This window comes from Providencia sp. PROV268, assembly GCF_028477805.1.
In the GTDB taxonomy this organism is placed as follows: Bacteria; Pseudomonadota; Gammaproteobacteria; order Enterobacterales; family Enterobacteriaceae; genus Providencia; species Providencia stuartii.
Window position 1 is genome coordinate 232,008 of sequence record NZ_JAMPLW010000001.1, and the last position, 22,484, is coordinate 254,491.

The following is a 22,484-nucleotide window of genomic DNA, read 5'->3' on the forward strand; positions in this document are numbered from 1 at the left end:
CTGGGCCAACACCGTCATTATTTCTCGCCAATTAACTCATCGATAATGGTACGTGCGTGCAAATAGCTTTTTTCAAGGCCAAAAATATTGGATTGGCAAAGTAGATAATAAAGTTGATAAATAGGTTGCCTTTCGAGGAAGCCCGAAGGTAAAGGCCACACACTTTGGTATCCGTCAATAATTTGGATGGGTAACTCTGGGTATAAAGGCAACATTGCCATATCACATTCTCTATCCCCCCAATAGCAGGCGGGATCATATAAAATACCATTCTGCTCTTGTGTCATAGCGCAGTTGGCAGGCCACAAATCCCCATGAAGTAAGGAAGGTTGCGGTTGATGTCCTGTCAGGCGCTCTTTGACAATATCAACGATCTGCTGAATATCGCCAAAGACCATTCCTTTCTCAGCGGCAATTTGTAATTGCAAACCAATACGTTTTTCGGCGAAGAAAGAGTTCCACCGTTTTTCCCAACCATTTGGCTGAGTGATGGTGCCTAACATTGTATCAAAGTCAAAACCATAGCTCGGTTGCTCTTCCCATTGATGTAGGTGGGCTAATTGCTGGCCGAAACGCCATGCGTTAGTTGCATCAAAACTTTTTAAAGGAAAATATTCTAATAGCAGAAAGCTGTGGTGTTTATTACTCCCTACACCATACACTTTAGGCACGGTGATGGTTTTGCTTTTGGCAAGCATTTCAAGCTGTTCGGCTTCTTGTTTAAATAAAGGCAGAAATTCACGCAGATTCTGTTTGACGAAAATGGTATGGTCACCGTAATCGATTTTCATCGTGTGATGAATATCACCCCCAGAAAGTATTTCTTTGTTATGAAGTTCTGCTTCACCTAAGTGTTCGCTTAATAAACGGTACATTGCTTGCCACATGATACACCTCGCTTTGCTTTGGTCTTCACTAACACGATTCTATAGCGACAGTTTAGGAATTAACAGCAATAATTATTTAAAAAGAAGAGCCTATCACGAAATGGCTCAACTATAACATTATGTTGAATGGATTATTTTAGATATTCATTATTATCGATATATTGTTTTTAAATTAATAACTAGTCATAAATAAATATTGAAATAAGACTATGAATATATTTCAAATGTTATTTTTCTTTTTTAAAAAATAAAGCCTTATTGTAATGACTATTATTTGCTATATTTTCTAATGAATATAATAAAATTAATTTTATACATAATTAGATTGTAATTATTCGATGTTTATTTTTTGCAATATTTAAATTAAAAAGAGTAATGAAAATGAAAGAGAAAATTGAAAATTACACTGGTCCTGCCGCTGGCTGGGGCGCGGTAAAAGCCGTGGCTGAAGCTATTCGAGGCCAAATGGAAATTGGTCATGATGTGATTGCTATGTTTGAAATGAATAAGCCTCAGGGGTTTGATTGCCCTGGTTGTGCATGGCCTGATCCTAAACATTATGCCTCCTTCGATATATGTGAAAATGGCGCAAAAGCCATGTCATGGGAAGCAACATCGAAAAGAACCACACCTGAATTTTTTGCAAAACATTCAGTAACTGAATTATTAAAGTGGGATGATTACGATTTAGAAAATGAAGGTCGTTTAACGCATCCAATGAAATATAATCCGCAAACTGACCATTATGAAGTGATTGAATGGGAAGAAGCCTTTGCACAAATAGGTAAACATTTATCTGGCTATGCCGACCCTAATGTGGTCGAGTTTTATACCTCTGGGCGCACCTCAAACGAAGCTGCGTTTTTATATCAACTGTTTGCAAGAGAGTACGGAACGAATAATTTCCCTGATTGTTCCAATATGTGCCATGAACCAACGAGTGTTGGACTTGCTGCATCTATTGGGGTGGGTAAGGGCACTGTGTTATTGGAAGACTTTGATAAAGCCGATTTAGTGATCTGTATTGGTCATAACCCCGGCACTAACCACCCAAGAATGCTGAGCTCATTGCGTGAAGTGTCAAAACGTGGTGCAAAAATTATCGCGATCAATCCGTTAAAAGAACGTGGGTTGGAACGGTTTGAGTACCCACAAGATCCTGTTGAGATGCTGACTTTAGAGTCAACTCAATTAGCTCAACACTATTATAAAGTACGCATCGGTGGCGATACCGCATTAATAAAAGGCGTGATGCGTGTTGTTATTGAGCAGCATGAGGCTGCGGTCGCACAAGGTAAATCGCCTATATTAGATAATGAGTTTATTCAGTCTCACACTGCCGGTTTTGAGGCACTCAAACATGATGTGATGTCGACGCGTTGGGAAGATATATTACGTGTTAGCGGTCTGACTCGTGATGAAATCGAACAAATAGCCCAATTATATATTGAGGCGGATAGCACGATTATTTGTTATGGAATGGGGATCACTCAGCACCAGCACGGTACACAAAATATTCAGCAATTAGTGAATTTGCTGCTGCTCAAAGGGAATATTGGACGTGAAGGGGCCGGCATCTGTCCTTTACGTGGGCACTCCAATGTACAAGGAGACCGTACTGTTGGGATCACCGAAAAACCAAGCCAAGCTTTTCTCGATAAAATCGAACAACGGTTTGGTTTTAAACCCCCAGCTAAATTTGGCCATGCCGCTGTCGCGAGTATGCAAGCTATTTCTCAAGGAAGTGCGCGTGCATTGATCTGTATGGGCGGTAATTTAGCGGTTGCGATGCCGGATCAGGATGCCTGCTATAGCGGTATGAAAAAATTAGACTTAGCAGTGCATGCAGCGACTAAACTTAATCGCTCCCATCTGTTGACAGCCAAAAACACATTCCTATTCCCCGTATTAGGGCGTACTGAACGGGATGAACAAAAAACCGGACCACAAAGTATTACCGTTGAGGATTCTATGTCGATGGTACATGCCTCGCACGGTAAGCTAAAACCGGCTAGCCCTCACTTGAAATCAGAGTGTGCCATCGTAGCCGGTATGGCTAAGGCTACATTGCCAAATACTAAAGTGGAATGGGATGAGTTTATCGATGACTACGATAAAATTCGTGACGCGATGGAGGCGGTGTTACCGGGTTTTGAAGATTATAACGCGCGGATCCGTGTGCCCGGTGGTTTTCACTTAACCAATGCGGCTGCAGAGCGGCGCTGGTTGACGTCATCAGGAAAAGCAAACTTCATTACGACGCAAGGCGTTATTGAAGACCCTAAATCAGCGGTGAATAGTGAATTAGTCTTGGCGACAGTGCGTAGCCATGACCAATATAACACCACTATCTATGGACTCAATGACCGCTATCGCGGTGTTTTTGGCCAACGTGATGTGATGTTTATTAGCGAAGCACAGGCTAAGAAACAGAACTTAGCCGCAGGCGATAGAGTCAATATTATTGCACTGGATAGTGAACAAAAGCGCACTCATCGCCGCTTAGATAACTTAAAAGTGGTTATCCATGATATGGCTGATCGCTGCGTGGCGACCTATTTTCCAGAAGCGAATAACTTAATTGCGTTGGATAATTTTGACCCGCAAAGTGGTATTCCGGCTTACAAAAACATTCCAGTGGTACTAGAAAAAGTGGATGTAGCGTCTTAACACCATCTCTTGATGACATAGAGACAAAAGCCACCCTTAGATGATTGGGTGGCTTTTTATTTTGCTTATTATCGCTAACAGCGCATTAGGCCGACTGTAACTTTTCTTGCGGCAATTTCGCTTTTTTACGCGCTAAGACCATTTTGCTATAGAGCAGGGCAATGATGAAGTAGATGGCTTGAGTAATAACAATACAAGGGCCTGTAGCACCGTCAATGTGGAAACTGACAATGGTTCCAATCACACTAGAGGTGACGGAGGCAATCACGGCCACAAAGAGCATCCACCCAAAGCTTCGACACAGGACAAAAGCGATGATGCCTGGGGAGATAAGCATCGCAATGACTAAGATGATCCCAACCGCTTGAAGCGAGGCGACAATGGTAAGGGCGAGCAATGAGAGCAGACCATAATGGATCAACTTCACAGGCAGGCCAATCACACGCGCTTGATTAGGATCAAAGCAATACAGCATAAAATCTTTACGTTTTAGTAAGATAATAGCGATGGTAATGCCTGCAAACCATAGGTTTTGCTTAAATTCGGCATCGGTAATACCAAGAATATCCCCAAATAGGATATGAGTAAGATGCTGCTCGGTATCGATTTTGGCAAACATCACTAAGCCGACGGCGAACATGCCTGAAAAGACAATTCCCATCACGGTATCTTCTTTGATACGACTATTCTCTTTGAGGTATCCGGTGGCAAATGCACAAAACAGGCCCGAAACAAATGCCCCAATAGCGAGTGGTATACCCGCAACAGAAGCAATAACAATCCCCGGTAATACAGCATGGGAGATGGCATCCCCCATTAATGACCAGCCTTTAAGCACTAAAAAGCAAGATAAAATCGCACAGACTGCACCTGTCACGATAGCCGTAATAATCGCTTTCTGCATAAACGGGAAAATAAACGGTGCCGTTAGTAAGTCAATAAAATCACTCATTAGAGGCTCCTTGTTGTTTTATTTTATGCAGGTTCTCGACTTCCTGTTTTGCCTTACGACGAGAAGCAAAAATGCCGTGTTTTGGCGCAAAGAAGAATGCCAACAAGAAAATAACCGTTTGAAGCGTCACAATTAAGCCGCCAGTTGCCCCATTGAGGAAATAGCTGGCATAAGCACCAATCGCGCTGGTGGCAGTACCAATAGCGACTGCAATGATTAATAAACGCTTAAATTGGTCAGTGAGTAGATAAGCTGTTGCCCCGGGAGTTACCACCATAGCAATAACTAAGATTGCACCAACCGTTTGTAATGCAGCTACCGTACAAGCACTTAGTAGAGTAAAAAAGATAATTTTTAAGCGCAATGGATTCAAGCCAATTGAACGAGCGTGGCTTTCATCAAAGAACACGGCGAGTAAATCCTTCCATAAAGCCAGTAGCACGATAAAGGAGATGGCGATAATAATTTCAACCTGCAATACATCGGCGTCGGCGATACCTAAAATATTACCGAAAATGATGGTTTGCACATTCACTGAGGTTGGGTTTAAAGAGACGATTAATAGCCCCGCGGCAAAGAAAGTTGAAAAGATAAAGCCGATAACGGCATCTTCACGTAACCGAGTAATATGCTTAATAAAGGTCATGGCTAGGGCCGCGAGGATCCCCGTAAAAAAGGCGCCGGCGGCATAGGGTAAGCCTAACGCATAAGCTCCGGCAACACCCGGTACAACGGAATGAGAGAGGGCATCGCCCATTAATGACCAACCTTTGAGCATTAGGTAAGCTGAAAGAAATGCACAAACGGCACCCACAATAGCGCTTACCCAAATGGCTTTAACCATATAGTTGTACTCGAAAGGTTGCAGTAACAACTCGATCATACTGGATCCTTAGGCTGGTTTGTTCTAACGGGGGCATTGTGGTCATGGCCATAGAAAACGGCGGCGCGTTCATCATCGGTAATCACCGTGACAGAGCGTGGATCGTCGTCGTCATGCAGCTCTTGACCTGAAAGATTGATATGGCGTAGCACACCACCAAAAGCCACTTGCAAATTCTTTTGGGTAAATGTGGTTTCAGTCGGACCACTTGCGAGTACGGTGCGATTAATCAAAATGACTTGGTCACAAAACTCAGGCACACTCCCTAAGTTGTGAGTAGACACCAAAATCAGGTGGCCTTCATCACGTAGGCTACGTAACAGGTCAATAATGGCGTTTTCTGTTTTAACATCGACCCCTGTAAAGGGTTCATCAAGTAGGAGCACTTTACCTTGTTGGGCTAGCGCACGAGCTAAAAAGACGCGTTTTTTCTGCCCGCCAGAAAGCTCGCCAATCTGGCGATGCTCTAACCCTGCCAAATCTACACGTTCAAGTGCTTTTTTTACCGCTTCTTTGTCTTCACTTTTAGGAATACGAAAAAAGCCCATTTTGCCGTAACGCCCCATCATCACCACATCGGAGACAAGCACAGGAAAGTTCCAATCCACTTCCTCTGTTTGAGGAACGTAGGCAATAATGTTTTCTTTGAGAGCCTCTTTGATTGGCTCACCATTGAGCGTGACACTGCCAGATGATGGGGTGACTAACCCCATGATCGTTTTAAATAAGGTGGATTTACCACTGCCGTTGACGCCAACCAATGCACATATTGATCCGCCTGTAATATCAAAACTTGCATCATAAATTGCAGTGTGACCGTTGTTGTAAGTGACAGTGGCATCATCCACAACCAAATTAGGGTGTTCAAAGCGTTTCGAGTTACTCATATTACTGATCAAATCCTTTCGCTATAGTGTCAACGGTTGTATTTAACAGTTCGATATAGGTTGGTACTGGGCCATCTGCGGTTGATAGTGAATCTACATAAAGGACTCCACCGTATTTTGCCCCAGTTTCTTTACTAACTTGGCGTGCTGGTTTGTCTGAAATTGTACTTTCGCTAAATACCACAGGGATATTATATTTACGTACAGTATCAATCACATTTTTAACTTGTTGTGGCGTTCCTTGTTCTTCCGCATTAATTGGCCAGAGATAAGCTTCTTTAAAGCCATAATCTTTTGTTAAGTAGCTGAAAGCGCCTTCACTTGAGACTAACCAACGTTTCTCTTCAGGGATACGGTTGAGTCGCTCACGCAGTGGAGCATCAAGTTGTGCAATCTGTTCAGCATATTTTTTCGCATTTTGGTTGTAGATTTCTGCGTTTTCTGGATCATACTTAACCAATGCTTTGCGAATATTTTCGATATAAATTTGGGCGTTTGCAGGTGACATCCATGCGTGTGGGTTCGGATTCCCCTTATATTCGCCTTCACGAATTGGCATAGGGTCAATCCCCTCAGTGACGACAACAGCAGGAACATTTTGGAAATTTTCAAAGAAGCGTTGGAACCAGACTTCAAGGTTTAAGCCATTCCATAAGATCAGGTCGGCATCATAGGCCTTCATGATATCTTTTGGTGTTGGTTGGTAGCCGTGGATTTCAGCGCCAGGCTTGGTTATCGATTCCACAACGGCGGCATCCCCTGCGACGTTTTGTGCGATATCTTGAATAATGGTAAAAGTTGTGACGACCTTAAACTTTTTAGCTAATGCAGGTTGACTGATTAGTAAAATAGTAGATAAAGCAAAGACAGCAGAAAGTAGTGGTTTAGACAGTAGAGATAGTGTTTTCTTCATTATTCAGACCCTGACATCATTGGCTTAGTGGATTTTTTAATTACCCTGTTACGCATAAAAAGAATAGCAGGAGCAAAATTCAATTGATAATGATTATCAATATCAATTGGATAAAGTCAAGACAAAAAGTGTGTGATTTTTCTATTATTGTGATTACTTTTTTCAATGACTAAAACATGTCTTGAAGTAAAAGTTAAGTAAAAATTATTTTATTTTTCTTACTATTAGTTATTCTTCCGTCAGTTTTATTAGCAGAGGATATCTCGGTGAAAAAAAATATCAGTGGCGCATTGGTATTTCTGTTGCTAGCGGGTTGCTCTAGTGAACCAGAAAAACAAGTATCAACACAACGGATGTTAAATAAAAGTAGCAATTTATCAACAGTGCAGCAAAATATTTCCTTTCCTCGTACGCCATTTGATGAGTTCATTCGAGAGTCTGCGAGTCGTTATAATGTCGATGAAACCTTAATTCGGGCCATCATTGAGGTTGAATCAAATTTCCGGCCGGATGTCGTCAGTAAGTCGAATGCGATTGGTTTAATGCAAATCAAAGCTTCAACTGCGGGGCGTGATGCATATCGTTACCAAGGGAAATCAGGGGAGCCTTCAACGCGAGATTTAAAAGATCCGAGAAAAAATATTGATATTGGCACAGCTTATATTCGGATATTAAAAGAGCAACACCTTGCTGGGATTAACAATCCCCAAACGATGTACTATGCGACTGTCGTGGCTTACGTCAATGGTGCTGGCGCCTTGTTAAGGACATTTGATAATGATAAAGGCAGAGCTATCGCGATGATTAATCGATTGACACCTGAAGAGTTTTATCAACACGTTCAAACGAAACACCCAGCGCCTCAAGCTCCGCGTTATTTATGGAAAGTCAAAAATGCCTATAATTCATTAGCCATGAATTAATGATGTGCCGCCACTAAATGTGGGAGTTGCGCGACAATCTCAACGATACCGTTGATAACAAACTGCACTCCCATACAAATTAATAAGAACCCCATTACCCTTGATATCGCATCAATTCCACCATTACCTAACCATTTCATGATAGAAGTGGCACCTCGTAATGCTAACCAAACAATTAAGCTAACAATGAAAAAGGTGATTACCGGAGCGACTTTTAATACCCAAGGGGCAAAGCCAACATCACCTTGTAAAGAGGCCGCTGAGCTAATGATAATAGCGATGGTACCTGGCCCGGCAGTACTCGGCATGGCAAGGGGAACAAACGCAATATTAGGTGATTTTTGACGTTTTTTAGAGACGGTTGTGTCATCAGGTGTTAAGGCACTGGTATCATCGTTATTCTCACCGCTAGGGAATAGCATACCAAAACCAATAAATGCCACAATTAACCCACCAGCAATGCGTAATCCGGGAATCGAAATACCAAATGTATTCATCACTAATTGCCCTGCGTAGAAGGCAATAGTCATGATCGCGAAAATATAAATAGAAGCCAAAAGTGATTGATGGTTTCGCTGCTCTTTGGTCATGTTGCCAGACAAACTCAGCATCACTGCAATTGTTGTCAATGGGTTGGCAAGAGGAAGTATTAAAACCAATCCAATACCGATGGCCTGAAATAGCTGAAGAAAATCATTCATAATAGGCAAATTAAGCTCTTAATGGAGGTTAAAATTCAGTGCGAATTGGCACTATAGCAAAAATTATGCACAGATGCCCCGTAAAACCGCTTATCTCGCTACACAATCTCTGATATATCACGCGATAAAGTTACCAATCTTATTGCGATGATTTTTTTAAGATTTAAAAAGAAGTAGTTGTACACATTAACTGTGGATAACATTCGCATTCTATTGTGAATAAGTTGATTTACTCTTTTTATAACAGTGAGATATAACAGTGAGCTAAAAAATGTTCAATTTTTAAGATAAAAAAAACCCTTTTTATGGGGGACATAAAAAGGGAAAGGGCATCTATTAGTAGGTTGTCAAAATTTCGATATGGTTAAGTTATACCGTTAATTTTGTTATTTACTTACTGGTTATGTAAATTCATTAAAAGAATACGTGTACAATTATTTATTAGTGAGCGTGGGAGAAAAAATGCTAATTGGAATCAATCATTTAACTCTAGCCGTTAGTGACATACAAAAAAGTATTTCTTTTTATCAGACGGTATTAGGAATGCAGTTACATGCAAGTTGGGAGCGAGGGGCTTATTTAACCTGTGGTGCACTATGGGTATGCCTTTCTTATGATCCGATGAGACAAGAGGTTGCTGCTGCAAAGCGTCGTGATTACACCCATTATGCTTTTACGGTGTTAGCTGAGGATTTTTCGGATATCGTTGAAAAATTGCATCAAGCCGGCGTGACTGTCTGGAAAGATAACCGCAGTGAAGGTGACTCCTTCTATTTTTTAGATCCAGATGGTCATCAATTAGAAATTCATGTTGGTTCATTAATAGATAGATTAAAGAGTTGCCGCAAAAAGCCGTACGACGGAATGGTATTTTATTCATAGTCAATACACCGCGGCGAATAGGTGATAACACAGGTGAAAGTTATAGGGAAACATTATGTCTATTCAAAGTGTAGCGACTGTTGGTGGATTGGAACAACAATTAGATTGGTTATTAATCGACTGTGTGAACAGTGGGGCTTCGATTGGATTTATTGCTCCAATAACACAGGTTGAAGCGCGCAATTATTGGCAAACAGTTGATCAAGGCTTGCAAACCGGTGAACGTTTATTACTCGTAAAATTAGTCGACAAACAGTTAGCTGGGGCAATTCAACTTTCATTTTGCGCAAAGGCAAATGGTCGCCATCGGGCAGAAGTTGAAAAACTCATGGTACACACAGCTTTTCGTCAGCAAGGCATAGCTAAACAGTTACTTCTCGCTGTGGAGCAGGTAGCGCTAAGCCATCAACGAACATTACTTGTATTAGATACTCGTACAGGTGATGTTGCTGCACATCTGTATCGCCAACAAGATTATATCGAGGTGGGCGAAATTCCTCATTTTGTATCGAATGCTCAACAGGAGTTTGAGAGTACAACTATTTTCTATAAGCACTTAAGCGTAAACGTATCATCTTAATTTGCTTGCTTTTATTAGCCTATTAATATTGCTAGAGTTTTCTTTACAAACTATTTTTTATTATAAATATTGCTTTACGCCCTATGCACTATGCTAACTAAAGTCAAACAGGTAAGTTTTGGGGTTGTAAATGAAAAATGTAATGACGGCTCTGACGGCATTCGTCATGCTAATGGGAGTCGCAATAGCTGCACTGCTTATTGTTTTTCCGCAGCAATGGAAGCAGGACATCTATCCTAGTGTAGCAAGTATTTTGCCTGAATCTATTAATGCGCTAATGCCAAGCTGGGGTGCGGATTATAATGCATGTGACAGTTTAGAAAGTAATTTGCAAACCTTTGCCGAATATTTAAAGACAAATGAAGATGTTGTCAACGTTAAAGGTATGAATGGACTGGACGACCAATTGAATGCCATACGCTCACGGGTTGAGAGTATGCCAGTACAAGTACGGAAATTAGTTTGCCAACAAGAATATGCACGCTTAGAAGGGTTAAAAAGTGTGTTCTTTTTGGGAAATAATTAGCGTTAATTTAATCAAAATAGTGCAGAAAATATCGCAAGGATAGAAAGCAAAATTTGTTATTTAAAACATCTTACATGATTTGTGTTAGTCTAAGTATGCCGTGTTGATTTAGGGAGCGTATCATGCGCATATTTAGACTTCCTTTCTTAAATTGGCTAATTTTCAACGCCATCGCCTTCTATTATCTTGATACGAAAAATAGCCTGTCTTGGAGTTTCTCTGGTTGGATGGGAATATTGGCGATACTGGTTGCGTTGGAAAGCTTTGGGTGGATAGCCGCCAGTTTATATTATTTTTATCGTTACAAGACATCCCCTAATCCCATCGTTCAGGCAACAGCGTTGATCACGGAGGGGCCATTTAAATTCTCTCGTAATCCACTCTATTTGGCGTTTACATCCTTGTGTGTCAGTTTGGCACTGTTTACCCAATCACCGTATTTTCTTATATCAGGCCTTGTATTTTGGCTGGTGACCGATCTGTATACTATCCCTCAAGAAGAAAAGTTCCTATCAGCACGTTTTCAAGAGGAGTGGCAACGTTATAGCCAACAAACACGACGCTGGCTGTAACTTAAGAATACGGTGTGTATTTTAAAATAACCGTTAAATATGCATTTTGTTCTTAACAACTAGCGCAAAATATCGTTGTTTATCATATTGTCTTGTTTATTTATCAGCGGAGCGTATCACGACTAGAGGTATCTATTTACTGGTTGATGACGTAAAACGAGGCATGCGCACGCAGAGATAAAAAAAGTGAATTCAGATCACTTTACACTGCTCTTCACTCAGTATTCAGCGGCCGGAAGGCCAATGCATTGAGTAAACAATCCATTGCTATTTTTTATTAACCATTTGCTCAATAGATGCACACACTATGAATATTGAAACTTTCATTTCGTTATCGATGTTTTCTTTTGTCACGTCCATTACCCCAGGCCCCAATAACATCATGTTACTTGCATCGGGGATGAATTTTGGACTAAAGCGAACTATGCCACACGCATTAGGGGTCTCAATAGGCTTTTTGGTGATGCTAATTGCAGTGGGAATGGGAGTGGGGGCTTTAATTAAGTCGTCAGAGATCGTTTATAATATTTTGAAGTATCTAGGGATAGCCTATTTATTATGGCTAGCTTGGAAGACGACAATCAGCCGTTCAGTTGGATCAGCAAAAAACAGTAATGAAAAACCGCTAACGTTGTTAGAAGCAGCGCTGTTTCAATGGGTAAACCCAAAAGCATGGATGATGGCGATATCGGGTATGGCCCTCTACACAGACTCAACGAACCCTTATAGCTCAATGTTGCTTGTGGCGGTTATTTTTAGCCTAATTAATTTTCCATCTGTCACGATTTGGGCTATGTTTGGTAGTGAGTTGCGCGAACGATTGAAGAACCCTAATGTTTTGAAAAAGTTTAATTTAATTATGGGGCTATTGCTTGCGGCAAGTGCGATATCAGTGATATTCCAATAATATCTTATCGCCTCAACAGTAAGGCAAAAAGGGAAATATTGGGTTATCGGATAAGTGATAGTGGATATACAGCATTATGGTGTATATGGGGAGTGTAGGCAGGCTGGTGGAAAGACGCATACCACCTATACATTCCGCTATATACCTCCACGCGCACAATTGAGTTAATTAAACCAATCGAAACGGGAATGAATATTGAGCAAACCTACGATTAAATAAATCGGATAGAAAGTCAGCATTAGTGAAAAAGGGGCTGACTGAATTGTGATTATCATTGCGCTGATATATAGGCTCAGTTTTTCACTCGTCATTTTGAAAAATAGGCGGCCTTTAATGGGAAGCAGCTATTAGCAACCTGTGGTGACAATCCAAATATTTTTCCAGTTGAGCAAAGCCAAGGGTTGATTATTTTAGTATTTATACCTATTTATATTGTTGTGGCAATGCGGCATATCTTGTTTTAATTGTAGAAAATAGACTCAGTATTTTTATTGCGCTCATTTTCGTATTGATTGGTACTTCATATAAACTCACCATTTTCTATGTTGCACTATTCAAATTGTGTCCATCGCTCTATTTGAGCAGGCTTGAACTATTCGGCGATAATAACCACTCATCTATCGCGAATAAATCAGTCTGTGTTATCATTGTCAATGAGTTACTTTTAATGTGCATAGTCAGTTAGTCATTTGTGTACATATCTCGCATAGTGAAGTGAGGAATTAATCGTAACGTATTGTTTTATAAACTTGGAATAATCAAGCAAGTGATCTTTCGTGTGGGTCACCACTGCTGATAAGGATTTATTAATGCCTGTTATTACTCTTCCTGATGGAAGTCAGCGTCAGTTCGACCATGCCGTTTCTGTGATGGATGTTGCGCGTGATATTGGAGCAGGTCTCGCAAAAGCGTGTATTGCGGGCCGTGTAAACGGTGAATTGGTTGATGCCTGTGAACTGATCGAGCATGATGCCAATTTGGCTATCATTACCAGCAAAGATGATGAAGGGTTAGAAATCATTCGTCACTCTTGTGCTCACTTGCTAGGTCATGCAATCAAACAATTGTGGCCAAACACCAAAATGGCAATTGGTCCAGTTATCGATAATGGTTTTTATTATGATATTGACCTAGATTATGCGCTGACGCAGGAAGACTTGGAAAAGCTTGAAAAGCGTATGCTTGAGCTTGCCAAAACAGATTATGATGTAATTAAAAAACGTGTTTCTTGGGCCGAAGCTCGCGAAACCTTTGTTGCCCGTGGCGAAGATTATAAAGTTGAAATTCTTGATCAAAATATTAGTCAAGACGACCGCCCAGGCTTATATCATCATCAAGAATATATTGATATGTGTCGCGGTCCACACGTACCTAATATGCGTTTCTGTCACCACTTTAAATTACAGAAAGTGGCGGGTGCATACTGGCGTGGTAACAGCGATAATAAAATGCTGCAACGTATTTACGGTACCGCTTGGGCAGATAAAAAGCAGCTAAATGCCTATCTATTACGCCTTGAAGAGGCGGCTAAGCGTGACCACCGTAAAATTGGTAAGCAATTAGATTTATACCATATGCAGGAAGAAGCGCCGGGTATGGCGTTCTGGCACAATGATGGCTGGACAATCTTCCGTGAATTAGAAACCTTTGTACGTACTAAACTAAAAGCCTATAACTATCAAGAAGTAAAAGGTCCATTTATGATGGATCGGGTGCTTTGGGAAAGAACTGGGCACTGGGAAAACTACAAAGACGCGATGTTCACAACGTCTTCTGAGAACCGTGAGTATTGCGTGAAACCAATGAACTGCCCAGGTCACGTACAAATTTTCAACCAAGGTTTGAAATCATACCGTGATCTGCCATTAAGAATGGCTGAGTTTGGTAGCTGCCATCGTAATGAACCATCCGGCGCGTTACATGGTTTAATGCGTGTACGTGGCTTTACACAAGATGATGCTCATATCTTCTGTACTGAAGATCAAATCTTAAGTGAAGTCACCGACTGTATTAAAATGATTTATGACGTTTATGCAACATTTGGCTTTGAAAAAATTGTTGTTAAATTGTCTACACGTCCTGAAAAACGTATCGGTACTGACGATATGTGGGATACCGCAGAAGCGGATCTGGCTCAGGCGTTAAAAGATCAAGGTATTGAGTTTGAATACCAGCCAGGCGAAGGGGCATTCTATGGTCCTAAAATTGAATTTACACTGTATGACTGCCTAGACCGCGCATGGCAGTGTGGTACTGTACAGTTAGACTTCTTCTTGCCAGGCCGCCTCAATGCATCTTATGTTGGTGAAAACAACGAACGTATTGTGCCTGTGATGATCCACCGTGCGGTATTAGGTTCACTTGAACGCTTTATCGGTATTTTGACAGAAGAATATGCAGGCTTCTTCCCAACATGGTTGGCGCCACAACAAGTGGTTGTGATGAACATCACTGATACTCAGGCGGATTATGTTCAAGAATTAGTCAGCAAGCTACAAAGTGTTGGCATTCGTGCGAAAGCGGACTTACGTAACGAGAAAATCGGCTTTAAGATCCGCGAACACACCTTGCGTCGTGTTCCTTACATGTTAGTTTGCGGCGATAAAGAAGTTGAATCAGGTAAAGTCTCTGTACGTACCCGTCGCGGTAAAGATTTAGGCAGCCTAGATGTCAATGAATTTACAAACAAACTGCTAGAAGAAATTCGCAGTCGTCAGCTTAATCAGATGGAGGAATAAGGTATTAAAGGCGGAAAAAAACTCCCAACAGCACGTCCAAATCGTATTAACGAAGAAATCCGTGCAACTGAAATTCGAGTTACCGGTTTTGACGGTGAGCAACTCGGTGTCATGAGTGTGCGTGAAGCACTTGCGAAAGCGGAAGAGGCTGGTGTTGACCTAGTTGAAATTAGCCCTAATGCTGAGCCACCTGTTTGCCGGATCATGGATTACGGCAAATATCTTTATGAGAAGAGTAAGTCTCAGAAAGAGCAAAAGAAAAAACAAAAAGTTGTTCAAGTGAAGGAAATTAAATTCCGTCCAGGAACAGATGAAGGCGACTATCAAGTTAAACTACGTAGTCTGATTCGCTTTTTGGAAGATGGTGATAAAGCCAAAGTTACCTTGCGTTTTCGCGGTCGTGAAATGGCTCACCAACAGATCGGTATGGAAGTGCTTAACCGCATTAAAGCCGATCTGGATGAACTGGCGTCTGTGGAGTCATTCCCTTCAAGAATTGAAGGTCGCCAGATGATCATGGTCTTAGCACCAAAGAAAAAGTAAGTTTATCATCATGAACAGCACCCGCATAAAAGCGGGTGCTATATCTTGTTGAACCAATCATGGAAAATATCTAACAACCTATATTGGATGCTCTGAATATAGGCTTGATAGTATGAAAAGACATGGGTTTATGCGAAAAAATTGATTATCTACTTGAGTAATCGGGCAATAAGCATTAAAATCCGCGGTCGAATCGCCTTATCATTCGGTAATTACCCGAGGTGACGTAGGCAAAGAATATGGCACTTTAGTTATCAACATATTGAATCTATTAGATTAAACGGTAACTAGGGTGTATGCTTTAGAGAATATAAGCAAATCTCTTTATCCAGTTGGAGGAATAAAGTATTAAAGGCGGAAAAAGAATCCCAACAGCACGTCCAAATCGTATTAACGATGAAATTCGTGTGAATGAAGTCCGTTTAACCGGTTTAGACGGCGAACAGCTCGGCATTATGAGCCTGCGTGATGCACTAGAAAAAGCCGAAGAAGCAGGGGTAGACCTTGTTGAAATCAGCCCAAATGCCGAACCGCCAGTTTGTCGTATCATGGATTACGGCAAATTCCTTTATGAGAAGAGCAAGTCTCAAAAAGAACAGAAGAAGAAGCAAAAAGTTGTTCAGGTGAAGGAAATTAAATTCCGCCCTGGTACAGATGAAGGTGATTATCAGGTCAAACTACGCAACCTGATTCGCTTTCTCGAAGATGGTGACAAAGCCAAAGTTACACTGCGTTTTCGTGGTCGTGAAATGGCTCACCAACAAATCGGTATGGATGTACTTAACCGTATTAAGTCCGATTTGGATGAGCTGGCGTCTGTGGAGTCATTCCCTTCAAAAATTGAAGGGCGTCAGATGATCATGGTGCTGGCACCTAAGAAGAAATAATTAGGCCATCAAGTAATTGTGTTTACAGTAATGTAGATGCTATTCGCCTAATTAATTCGTAGTTTATCACAATGCGAAGTTGGAAATTAAAGAAATGCCAAAGATTAAAACTGTACGTGGCGCAGCAAAGCGCTTTAAAAAAACTGCAGGCGGTGGCTTTAAGCGCAAGCATGCAAACCTTCGTCATATTCTGACTAAAAAGTCTACTAAGCGTAAACGCCATTTACGTCCGAAAGGAATGGTATCTAAGGGCGATCTGGGTCTGGTAGTTGCCTGCCTGCCTTACGCATAAGTAAACATTGGTTAATAAGATTAAAGACGATAGGAGATAGCTATGGCTCGCGCAAAACGTGGTGTAATCGCCCGTGCACGTCACAAAAAAATTCTGAAGCAGGCGAAAGGTTACTATGGTGCACGTTCTCGTGTTTACCGCGTAGCGTTTCAGGCGGTAATCAAAGCTGGTCAATACGCTTACCGTGACCGCCGTCAACGTAAACGTCAGTTCCGTCAACTGTGGATCGCGCGTATCAACGCAGCGGCTCGCCAAAACGGTCTGTCTTACAGCCGTTTCATCAATGGCTTGAAAAAAGCTTCAATTGAAATCGACCGTAAGATCCTGGCAGACATCGCCGTATTCGACAAAGCAGCATTCACTGCTTTAGTTGAAAAAGCGAAAGGCGCTTTAGCTTAATGTTTGCTTGAAAAGAGGAAGGAGACTTCCTCTTTTCATTTATGTGGTTTTATGTTAATACTTAAGTAATACAGTCTGTTTAGTGAATTAATTATATGCAAATCGTCGCTTTTCGTTTCTTCTTTTACTTTAGCACCTGAGTTTCGGGGGCTTGCGCGCGTAAGAAAAGAAACGAAAAGTTACGCTAAAGCCTCCGTCAGGAGGCTTTTTTGTTTTTGATTGAAGAAAAATACAGTAAAATCAGTTAAGTGCTTATCCATTCAATAAATGGCAAGTGAGAACTTAATAAATCGGTGAATAACTAGCAAAACGACCGTAAGGTCATAAAGGGGAAATAATGCCACATCTCGCTGAGTTGGTTGCACAGGCAAAAGCAGCCATTGAACAGGCCCAAGATGTTGCTACGTTAGAGTCAGTTCGTGTTGAATATTTAGGCAAAAGTGGCCACTTCACACTACAGATGAAAACGTTGCGTGATCTGCCTGCTGATGAACGTCCAGCAGCAGGGGCTGTGATTAATGAAGCCAAAGTACAGGTTCAAGATGCACTGAATATGCGTAAAGCAGCCATGCAGGCTGAAATACTGAATGCACGTTTAGCATCGGAGAAAATTGATGTCTCATTACCTGGGCGTCGTATGGAAAATGGGGGATTACACCCAGTTACCCGTACCATTCAGCGAATTGAAGAGTTTTTTGGTGAGTTAGGCTTTAGTGTTGAGACAGGGCCTGAAATCGAAGATGACTACCATAACTTTGATGCATTAAATATTCCTGCCCACCACCCAGCTCGTGCCGATCATGATACTTTCTGGTTTGATGCGAAGCGTTTGCTGCGTACCCAAACTTCCGGTGTGCAAATTCGTACCATGAATGGGCAACAACCGCCAATCCGTATTATCGCACCTGGTCGTGTTTACCGTAACGATTACGACCAAACACACACGCCAATGTTCCATCAAACAGAAGGGTTGATTGTTGATAAAGATATCAGCTTTACTAACCTAAAAGGCACATTGCATGATTTCCTAAATAATTTCTTTGAAGAAGAAGTCCAAGTCCGCTTCCGTCCATCTTATTTCCCATTCACAGAGCCTTCTGCTGAAGTGGATGTTATGGGGAAAAATGGTAAGTGGTTAGAAGTGTTAGGTTGCGGCATGGTTCATCCAAATGTACTACGCAATGTGGGTATTGATCCAGAAATCTACTCAGGCTTTGCATTTGGCATGGGAATGGAGCGCCTTACAATGTTGCGCTACGGTGTTTCTGATTTGCGCGCATTCTTCGAAAATGATCTTCGTTTCCTCAAACAGTTTAAATAAGGCGGGACTTTCTCATGAAATTCAGTGAACTTTGGTTACGTGAATGGGTGAACCCAGCCATTAGCAGTGAAGCATTATCCGAACAAATCACGATGGCCGGTTTGGAAGTTGATGGTGTTGAACCGGTGGCGGGGCAATTTACAGGTGTTGTTGTTGGTGAAGTGGTCGAATGTGGTCAGCATCCAAATGCAGATAAACTACGAGTCACAAAAGTCAATGTTGGCGGCGATCGCTTGCTTGATATCGTGTGTGGGGCACCTAACTGCCGTCAAGGCTTGAAAGTAGCTGTCGCAACGGTTGGTGCAGTTCTACCCGGCGATTTTAAAATCAAAGCAGCAAAACTCCGTGGCGAGCCGTCAGAAGGGATGCTCTGTTCATTCTCTGAGTTAGGTATTTCTGATGATCATAGCGGTATTATTGAGCTGCCATTAGATGCGCCAATTGGTACTGATTTACGTGATTATTTGAAATTTGATGACAGCATCATCGAAATTAGCATTACGCCAAACCGTGCGGACTGTTTAAGCATTCTTGGTGTAGCACGTGATGTGGCTGTAATCAATAAACAAGCACTGACAGCGCCTAAGATTGAGGCGGTGAAAGCCACTACAACCGATACCTTCCCAATCCGCGTTGAAGCACCTGAAGCATGTCCGCGTTTTCTTGGTCGAGTTATCAAAAATATTGATGTCTCTGCACCAACCCCAATGTGGATGAAAGAGAAATTGCGCCGTGGTGGCGTGCGTTCAATCGATGCTGTTGTTGATATCACAAACTATGTATTGCTTGAACTGGGTCAACCTCAGCATGCCTATGACCTCGATCGCCTAAATGGCGCTATCGTGGTGCGTATGGCAAAACAAGATGAAAAGCTGGTTCTGTTAGATGGTAGCGAAGCGACGCTGAAAGCTGATACGCTAGTGATTGCTGATGAGAAAAATCCACTCGGTATTGCGGGTATTTTTGGTGGTGAGCATTCAGGTGTTAACAGCGAAACCAAAAACATCCTTCTAGAATGTGCGTTTTTTAATCCACTAGCGATTACAGGCCGTGCACGTAATTATGGTTTGCACACTGATGCTTCTCACCGTTTTGAGCGTGGTGTTGATCCTGAATTACAGTTCAAAGCCATTGAACGTGCGACACAATTGATTCTGGATATTTGTGGTGGTGAAGTTGGTGACATTATTGATGTCACCAGCTCAGCACATTTACCGAAAGTCGCTCATATTACTCTGACTCGCAATAAACTCGATCGATTGATTGGTTATGCGATTGCGGATGATGTTGTGACAGATATTTTGACCCGTTTAGGTTGCCAAGTGAAAGCTTCTGAAGGGCGTTGGGATGTGGTTGCACCAAGCTGGCGTTTCGATATGCAGATCGAAGAAGATCTGGTTGAAGAAGTTGCGCGGGTTTATGGTTATAACAACATTCCAGATGTACCGCTGCGTGCAGATTTAGTCATGACTAAGCACAAAGAAGCTAATCTGCCGCTTAAGCGTATTAAGGCGATGTTAGTTGATAAAGGCTACCAAGAAGCAATTACTTACAGCTTTGTCGACCCGAAAGTGCAAGCTTTGCTTCACCCAGAGCAGGAAGCATTAGTGTTACCAAACCCAATTTCTGCTGATATGTCGGCGATGCGTTTGTCACTTTTAACAGGTCTTTTGACTACGGTAGTCTATAATCAAAATCGTCAACAAAATAGAATTCGATTATTTGAGACAGGTTTGCGCTTTATCCCTGATAATCAAGCAGAATATCAAATCCGTCAGGAAACCATGCTGGCTGGCGTGATTGCGGGTAACCGATTCGATGAACATTGGTCATTAGATAAACAAGTTGTGGACTTCTTTGATTTAAAAGGTGATCTTGAAGCTGTTTTGGAATTGACTGGCAAACTGAATCAAATTACATTTAAACCTGAAGTACATCCGGCATTGCACCCTGGTCAAAGTGCTGGGATTTATCTGGAAAATGAACATATTGGTATTATTGGTGTTGTTCATCCAGAACTAGAACGTAAACTCGATTTAAATGGTCGAACTGTGGTATTTGAGGTTCGTTGTGATGCGATAGCACATCGTGCAATCCCTGATGCGAAGGCGATTTCACGCTATCCATCGAACCGTCGCGACATTGCGATTGTTGTGCCAGAAAACGTTGCCGCCGCAGATGTTTTGGCAGAATGTAAAAAAGTTGGCATAAATCATATAGTTGGCATAAACTTGTTTGATGTGTATTGTGGTGAAGGGATAGCAGACGGTTATAAGAGTCTCGCTATCAGTCTCGTCTTCCAAGATACAACGCGTACCATGGAAGAAGAAGAGATAACCGCGACCGTTGATCTGTGTATTGCTGCATTAAAACAGCGATTCCAAGCCTCCTTGAGGGACTAAAACTATGGCGCTTACTAAAGCTGAAATGTCAGAAAATTTGTTTGAAAAACTGGGTGTTAGCAAACGTGATGCTAAAGACCTTGTGGAATCTTTCTTTGAGGAGGTTCGCCTCTCCTTAGAAAATGGTGAGCAAGTGAAATTATCTGGATTCGGTAACTTTGATTTACGTGATAAAAATCAACGTCCCGGTCGTAACCCAAAAACTGGGGAAGATATTCCAATTACTGCACGCCGTGTTGTCACTTTCCGTCCTGGCCAAAAATTGAAGAGCCGCGTCGAAAAAGCGACACCAAAAGAGTGATAGTAGACTTGCATTGCGAGTAAAAGACCGCCGTTTAGGCGGTCTTTTGTTTTTCATGGCACAGCATTATTTCAATATATTTTATGCTATCTATCTGGATGCAGAATAGGGTTTCCACACTATCAGCTAGAAAATATTTAGAGGATATTGAGGATTGATCACACTGATGTATTTATCGATATTTTAAATAGCTACCTATGGTATCGGTAGCTATAACTTTTAAGGTGGAAAAATTTATATTCGGTCGCCTATCTTTGCAACAATGCGGTAAAATAATTAATAGGTAATTGTGCAAGTCCTATTTGTTTAAGTTGATCAAGAGGATTTCCCGCCGTTTTAGAATAATCGGTTCTATCGAGAGTCGGGGCAAAGGCGATCGATAAATTTTCTGGGGTCATCTGGTGTTTTTCTGCATGACGGCTGATTTCGGTAAGTAGGGGCACCGCTATTTGCAATATCAATGGCAGTTTTTTTAGCGGTGGCAGTGAGTCTAAAATTTTTGTATCAGAAACGGCTAAAATATTATTTTTGTTCGTTGCCAATGTTGGGTTTGTTTCAATAGCACGTTTCACTGTAGCTTTGTTTCCGATTGCATCATGATATTTTGTGAAGAGAGTCGATAATGTTTTTTGTTCACTCGATGAACTATCTAAAACGTTGCCAACTAATTTTTTATATGCTGATGTTAGATCAGATACGTCAATGTTATTTTTTTGAATAAAAAAGATATCAATAGATTTATTGCTAGCGAGATGCTCTAATATTATTTCAACTCTCTGTTTGTTGCCTGATATTCGAAATGGTCCTGTTTCATGTAAGTAATTTGGATGAGATAAGATAGCAGTACCAATCTCATTAATTTGCTGGTATTTAAGGCGATCTTCATAAGCGATACCAATATACTCATTGATAGCATCTATATTCTGTTTTTCAATGAGTTTTGCTGTTTGTTGTTGCGCTATCCGCATTTGCATTGCGTTTAATTCAGCCGGAGTTTTGTATTGAGAAGGGGGGAGCGCATTTTCTTGATCGCTATCGCTTAATTTTTTGTAATTTAATACATCAATATTTTTATTTTTTATTTCAATAGATTCATGTTGGTGTTGCGAAGGTAACCCTAAAAATTTTTTTAAAACATTAGTCACTCGTTGGATTGATGCAGCAAAGAGGCTTGTTTTGGGTTGATTGATAGGCTTAAGGGGTGTATCGGCTATTTTAGTTGTGGAAGTGAAGTCGGGCGTTGATGTTGATAAAGTCGATTTCATATTGTCCCTTCAAATGCTCAAATAAAAATGGATGTGCAGTATAAATTTGCTGC

23 protein-coding genes and 1 other annotated feature are annotated in these 22,484 nt (G+C 41.4%); of the genes, 16 read left to right on the forward strand and 7 right to left on the reverse strand.

What is annotated here, in order from left to right; all coding sequences use genetic code 11:
• Positions 1-17 precede the first annotated feature (17 nt).
• Positions 18-887: a fructosamine kinase family protein gene (locus PR699_RS01230; protein ID WP_004919048.1), complete on the reverse strand. Its 870-nt coding sequence runs from the start codon at positions 885-887 to the stop codon at positions 18-20.
• Positions 888-1,268: 381 nt separating this feature from the next.
• On the opposite strand from PR699_RS01230, the gene PR699_RS01235 reads away from it, so the two are divergent.
• Complete coding sequence (locus PR699_RS01235) at positions 1,269-3,557, forward strand: FdhF/YdeP family oxidoreductase (RefSeq protein ID WP_014658189.1); 2,289 nt, start codon at positions 1,269-1,271, stop codon at positions 3,555-3,557.
• 85 nt (positions 3,558-3,642) lie between these two features.
• Here PR699_RS01235 and PR699_RS01240 read toward each other — a convergent pair whose 3' ends face one another.
• The 4 genes from PR699_RS01240 to PR699_RS01255 are packed head-to-tail and all read right to left on the reverse strand — an operon-like array spanning position 3,643 to position 7,192.
• Positions 3,643-4,509, reverse strand: coding sequence for a metal ABC transporter permease (locus PR699_RS01240; protein WP_004919051.1), 867 nt, complete (start codon positions 4,507-4,509; stop codon positions 3,643-3,645).
• Positions 4,502-5,392, reverse strand: a complete 891-nt coding sequence (locus PR699_RS01245) for a metal ABC transporter permease (RefSeq protein WP_004919054.1) — start codon at positions 5,390-5,392, stop codon at positions 4,502-4,504. Before PR699_RS01245 ends, PR699_RS01240 begins: the two co-directional genes overlap by 8 nt.
• Positions 5,389-6,279 carry a manganese/iron ABC transporter ATP-binding protein gene (locus PR699_RS01250; RefSeq protein ID WP_014658190.1) on the reverse strand — a complete coding sequence of 297 codons (891 nt, stop codon included), beginning with the start codon at positions 6,277-6,279 and terminating at the stop codon, positions 5,389-5,391. Before PR699_RS01250 ends, PR699_RS01245 begins: the two co-directional genes overlap by 4 nt.
• 1 nt (position 6,280) lies before the next feature.
• Positions 6,281-7,192 (reverse strand): metal ABC transporter substrate-binding protein, encoded by a 912-nt coding sequence (locus PR699_RS01255; RefSeq protein ID WP_004919060.1) that lies wholly within the window; start codon positions 7,190-7,192, stop codon positions 6,281-6,283.
• A 266-nt stretch (positions 7,193-7,458) separates the two neighbouring features.
• On the opposite strand from PR699_RS01255, the gene PR699_RS01260 reads away from it, so the two are divergent.
• On the forward strand, positions 7,459-8,115 hold the full coding sequence (locus tag PR699_RS01260) for a transglycosylase SLT domain-containing protein (protein ID WP_004919061.1): 657 nt from the start codon (positions 7,459-7,461) through the stop codon (positions 8,113-8,115).
• On the opposite strand, the gene PR699_RS01265 is transcribed toward PR699_RS01260, so the two are convergent.
• A complete protein-coding gene (locus PR699_RS01265; protein ID WP_004919062.1) occupies positions 8,112-8,816 on the reverse strand; it encodes a MarC family NAAT transporter in 705 nt (234 codons plus the stop codon). The two genes, PR699_RS01260 and PR699_RS01265, sit on opposite strands and share 4 nt — an antisense overlap.
• Before the next feature lie 462 nt (positions 8,817-9,278).
• Here PR699_RS01265 and fos point away from each other — a divergent pair, with 462 nt between their 5' ends.
• The 14 genes from fos (at position 9,279) to ihfA (ending at position 21,166) form a co-directional block, all read left to right on the forward strand.
• Positions 9,279-9,698 (forward strand): fosfomycin resistance glutathione transferase, encoded by a 420-nt coding sequence (fos, locus tag PR699_RS01270; RefSeq protein ID WP_014658192.1) that lies wholly within the window; start codon positions 9,279-9,281, stop codon positions 9,696-9,698.
• 55 nt (positions 9,699-9,753) lie between these two features.
• On the forward strand, positions 9,754-10,278 hold the full coding sequence (locus PR699_RS01275; protein ID WP_004919069.1) for an N-acetyltransferase: 525 nt from the start codon (positions 9,754-9,756) through the stop codon (positions 10,276-10,278).
• A 130-nt stretch (positions 10,279-10,408) separates the two neighbouring features.
• Complete coding sequence (locus tag PR699_RS01280; RefSeq protein WP_004919070.1) at positions 10,409-10,804, forward strand: hypothetical protein; 396 nt, start codon at positions 10,409-10,411, stop codon at positions 10,802-10,804.
• Positions 10,805-10,926: 122 nt separating this feature from the next.
• Positions 10,927-11,376, forward strand: coding sequence for an isoprenylcysteine carboxylmethyltransferase family protein (locus PR699_RS01285; RefSeq protein ID WP_014658193.1), 450 nt, complete (start codon positions 10,927-10,929; stop codon positions 11,374-11,376).
• A 307-nt stretch (positions 11,377-11,683) separates the two neighbouring features.
• The gene (locus PR699_RS01290) at positions 11,684-12,283 is read left to right on the forward strand and encodes a LysE family translocator (protein ID WP_014658194.1); all 600 of its coding nucleotides are present in this window, start codon (positions 11,684-11,686) and stop codon (positions 12,281-12,283) included.
• Between the two features lie 809 nt (positions 12,284-13,092).
• On the forward strand, positions 13,093-15,021 hold the full coding sequence (thrS, locus tag PR699_RS01295; protein ID WP_014658195.1) for a threonine--tRNA ligase: 1,929 nt from the start codon (positions 13,093-13,095) through the stop codon (positions 15,019-15,021).
• 3 nt (positions 15,022-15,024) lie between these two features.
• Positions 15,025-15,564, forward strand: a complete 540-nt coding sequence (infC, locus tag PR699_RS01300; RefSeq protein ID WP_071599650.1) for a translation initiation factor IF-3 — start codon at positions 15,025-15,027, stop codon at positions 15,562-15,564.
• 347 nt (positions 15,565-15,911) lie between these two features.
• A complete protein-coding gene (infC, locus tag PR699_RS01305) occupies positions 15,912-16,451 on the forward strand; it encodes a translation initiation factor IF-3 (RefSeq protein WP_036943861.1) in 540 nt (179 codons plus the stop codon).
• Between the two features lie 94 nt (positions 16,452-16,545).
• On the forward strand, positions 16,546-16,743 hold the full coding sequence (rpmI, locus tag PR699_RS01310; protein ID WP_004263702.1) for a 50S ribosomal protein L35: 198 nt from the start codon (positions 16,546-16,548) through the stop codon (positions 16,741-16,743).
• 42 nt (positions 16,744-16,785) lie between these two features.
• The gene (rplT, locus tag PR699_RS01315; protein WP_004263714.1) at positions 16,786-17,142 is read left to right on the forward strand and encodes a 50S ribosomal protein L20; all 357 of its coding nucleotides are present in this window, start codon (positions 16,786-16,788) and stop codon (positions 17,140-17,142) included.
• An 89-nt stretch (positions 17,143-17,231) separates the two neighbouring features.
• Positions 17,232-17,356: a sequence feature (Phe leader region), on the forward strand.
• On the forward strand, positions 17,238-17,282 hold the full coding sequence (pheM, locus tag PR699_RS19650; RefSeq protein ID WP_120752679.1) for a pheST operon leader peptide PheM: 45 nt from the start codon (positions 17,238-17,240) through the stop codon (positions 17,280-17,282). It overlaps the preceding feature by 45 nt.
• 123 nt (positions 17,357-17,479) lie before the next feature.
• Complete coding sequence (gene pheS, locus PR699_RS01320) at positions 17,480-18,463, forward strand: phenylalanine--tRNA ligase subunit alpha (RefSeq protein WP_014658197.1); 984 nt, start codon at positions 17,480-17,482, stop codon at positions 18,461-18,463.
• Positions 18,464-18,477: 14 nt separating this feature from the next.
• Positions 18,478-20,865, forward strand: coding sequence for a phenylalanine--tRNA ligase subunit beta (gene pheT, locus PR699_RS01325; protein WP_014658198.1), 2,388 nt, complete (start codon positions 18,478-18,480; stop codon positions 20,863-20,865).
• A 4-nt stretch (positions 20,866-20,869) separates the two neighbouring features.
• Positions 20,870-21,166 (forward strand): integration host factor subunit alpha, encoded by a 297-nt coding sequence (gene ihfA, locus PR699_RS01330; RefSeq protein ID WP_004919089.1) that lies wholly within the window; start codon positions 20,870-20,872, stop codon positions 21,164-21,166.
• A gap of 248 nt (positions 21,167-21,414) precedes the next feature.
• Here the strand turns inward: ihfA and PR699_RS01335 are convergent, their stop codons facing one another.
• Positions 21,415-22,431 (reverse strand): RhoGAP domain-containing protein, encoded by a 1,017-nt coding sequence (locus PR699_RS01335; RefSeq protein WP_014658199.1) that lies wholly within the window; start codon positions 22,429-22,431, stop codon positions 21,415-21,417.
• Positions 22,432-22,484: the final 53 nt, after the last annotated feature.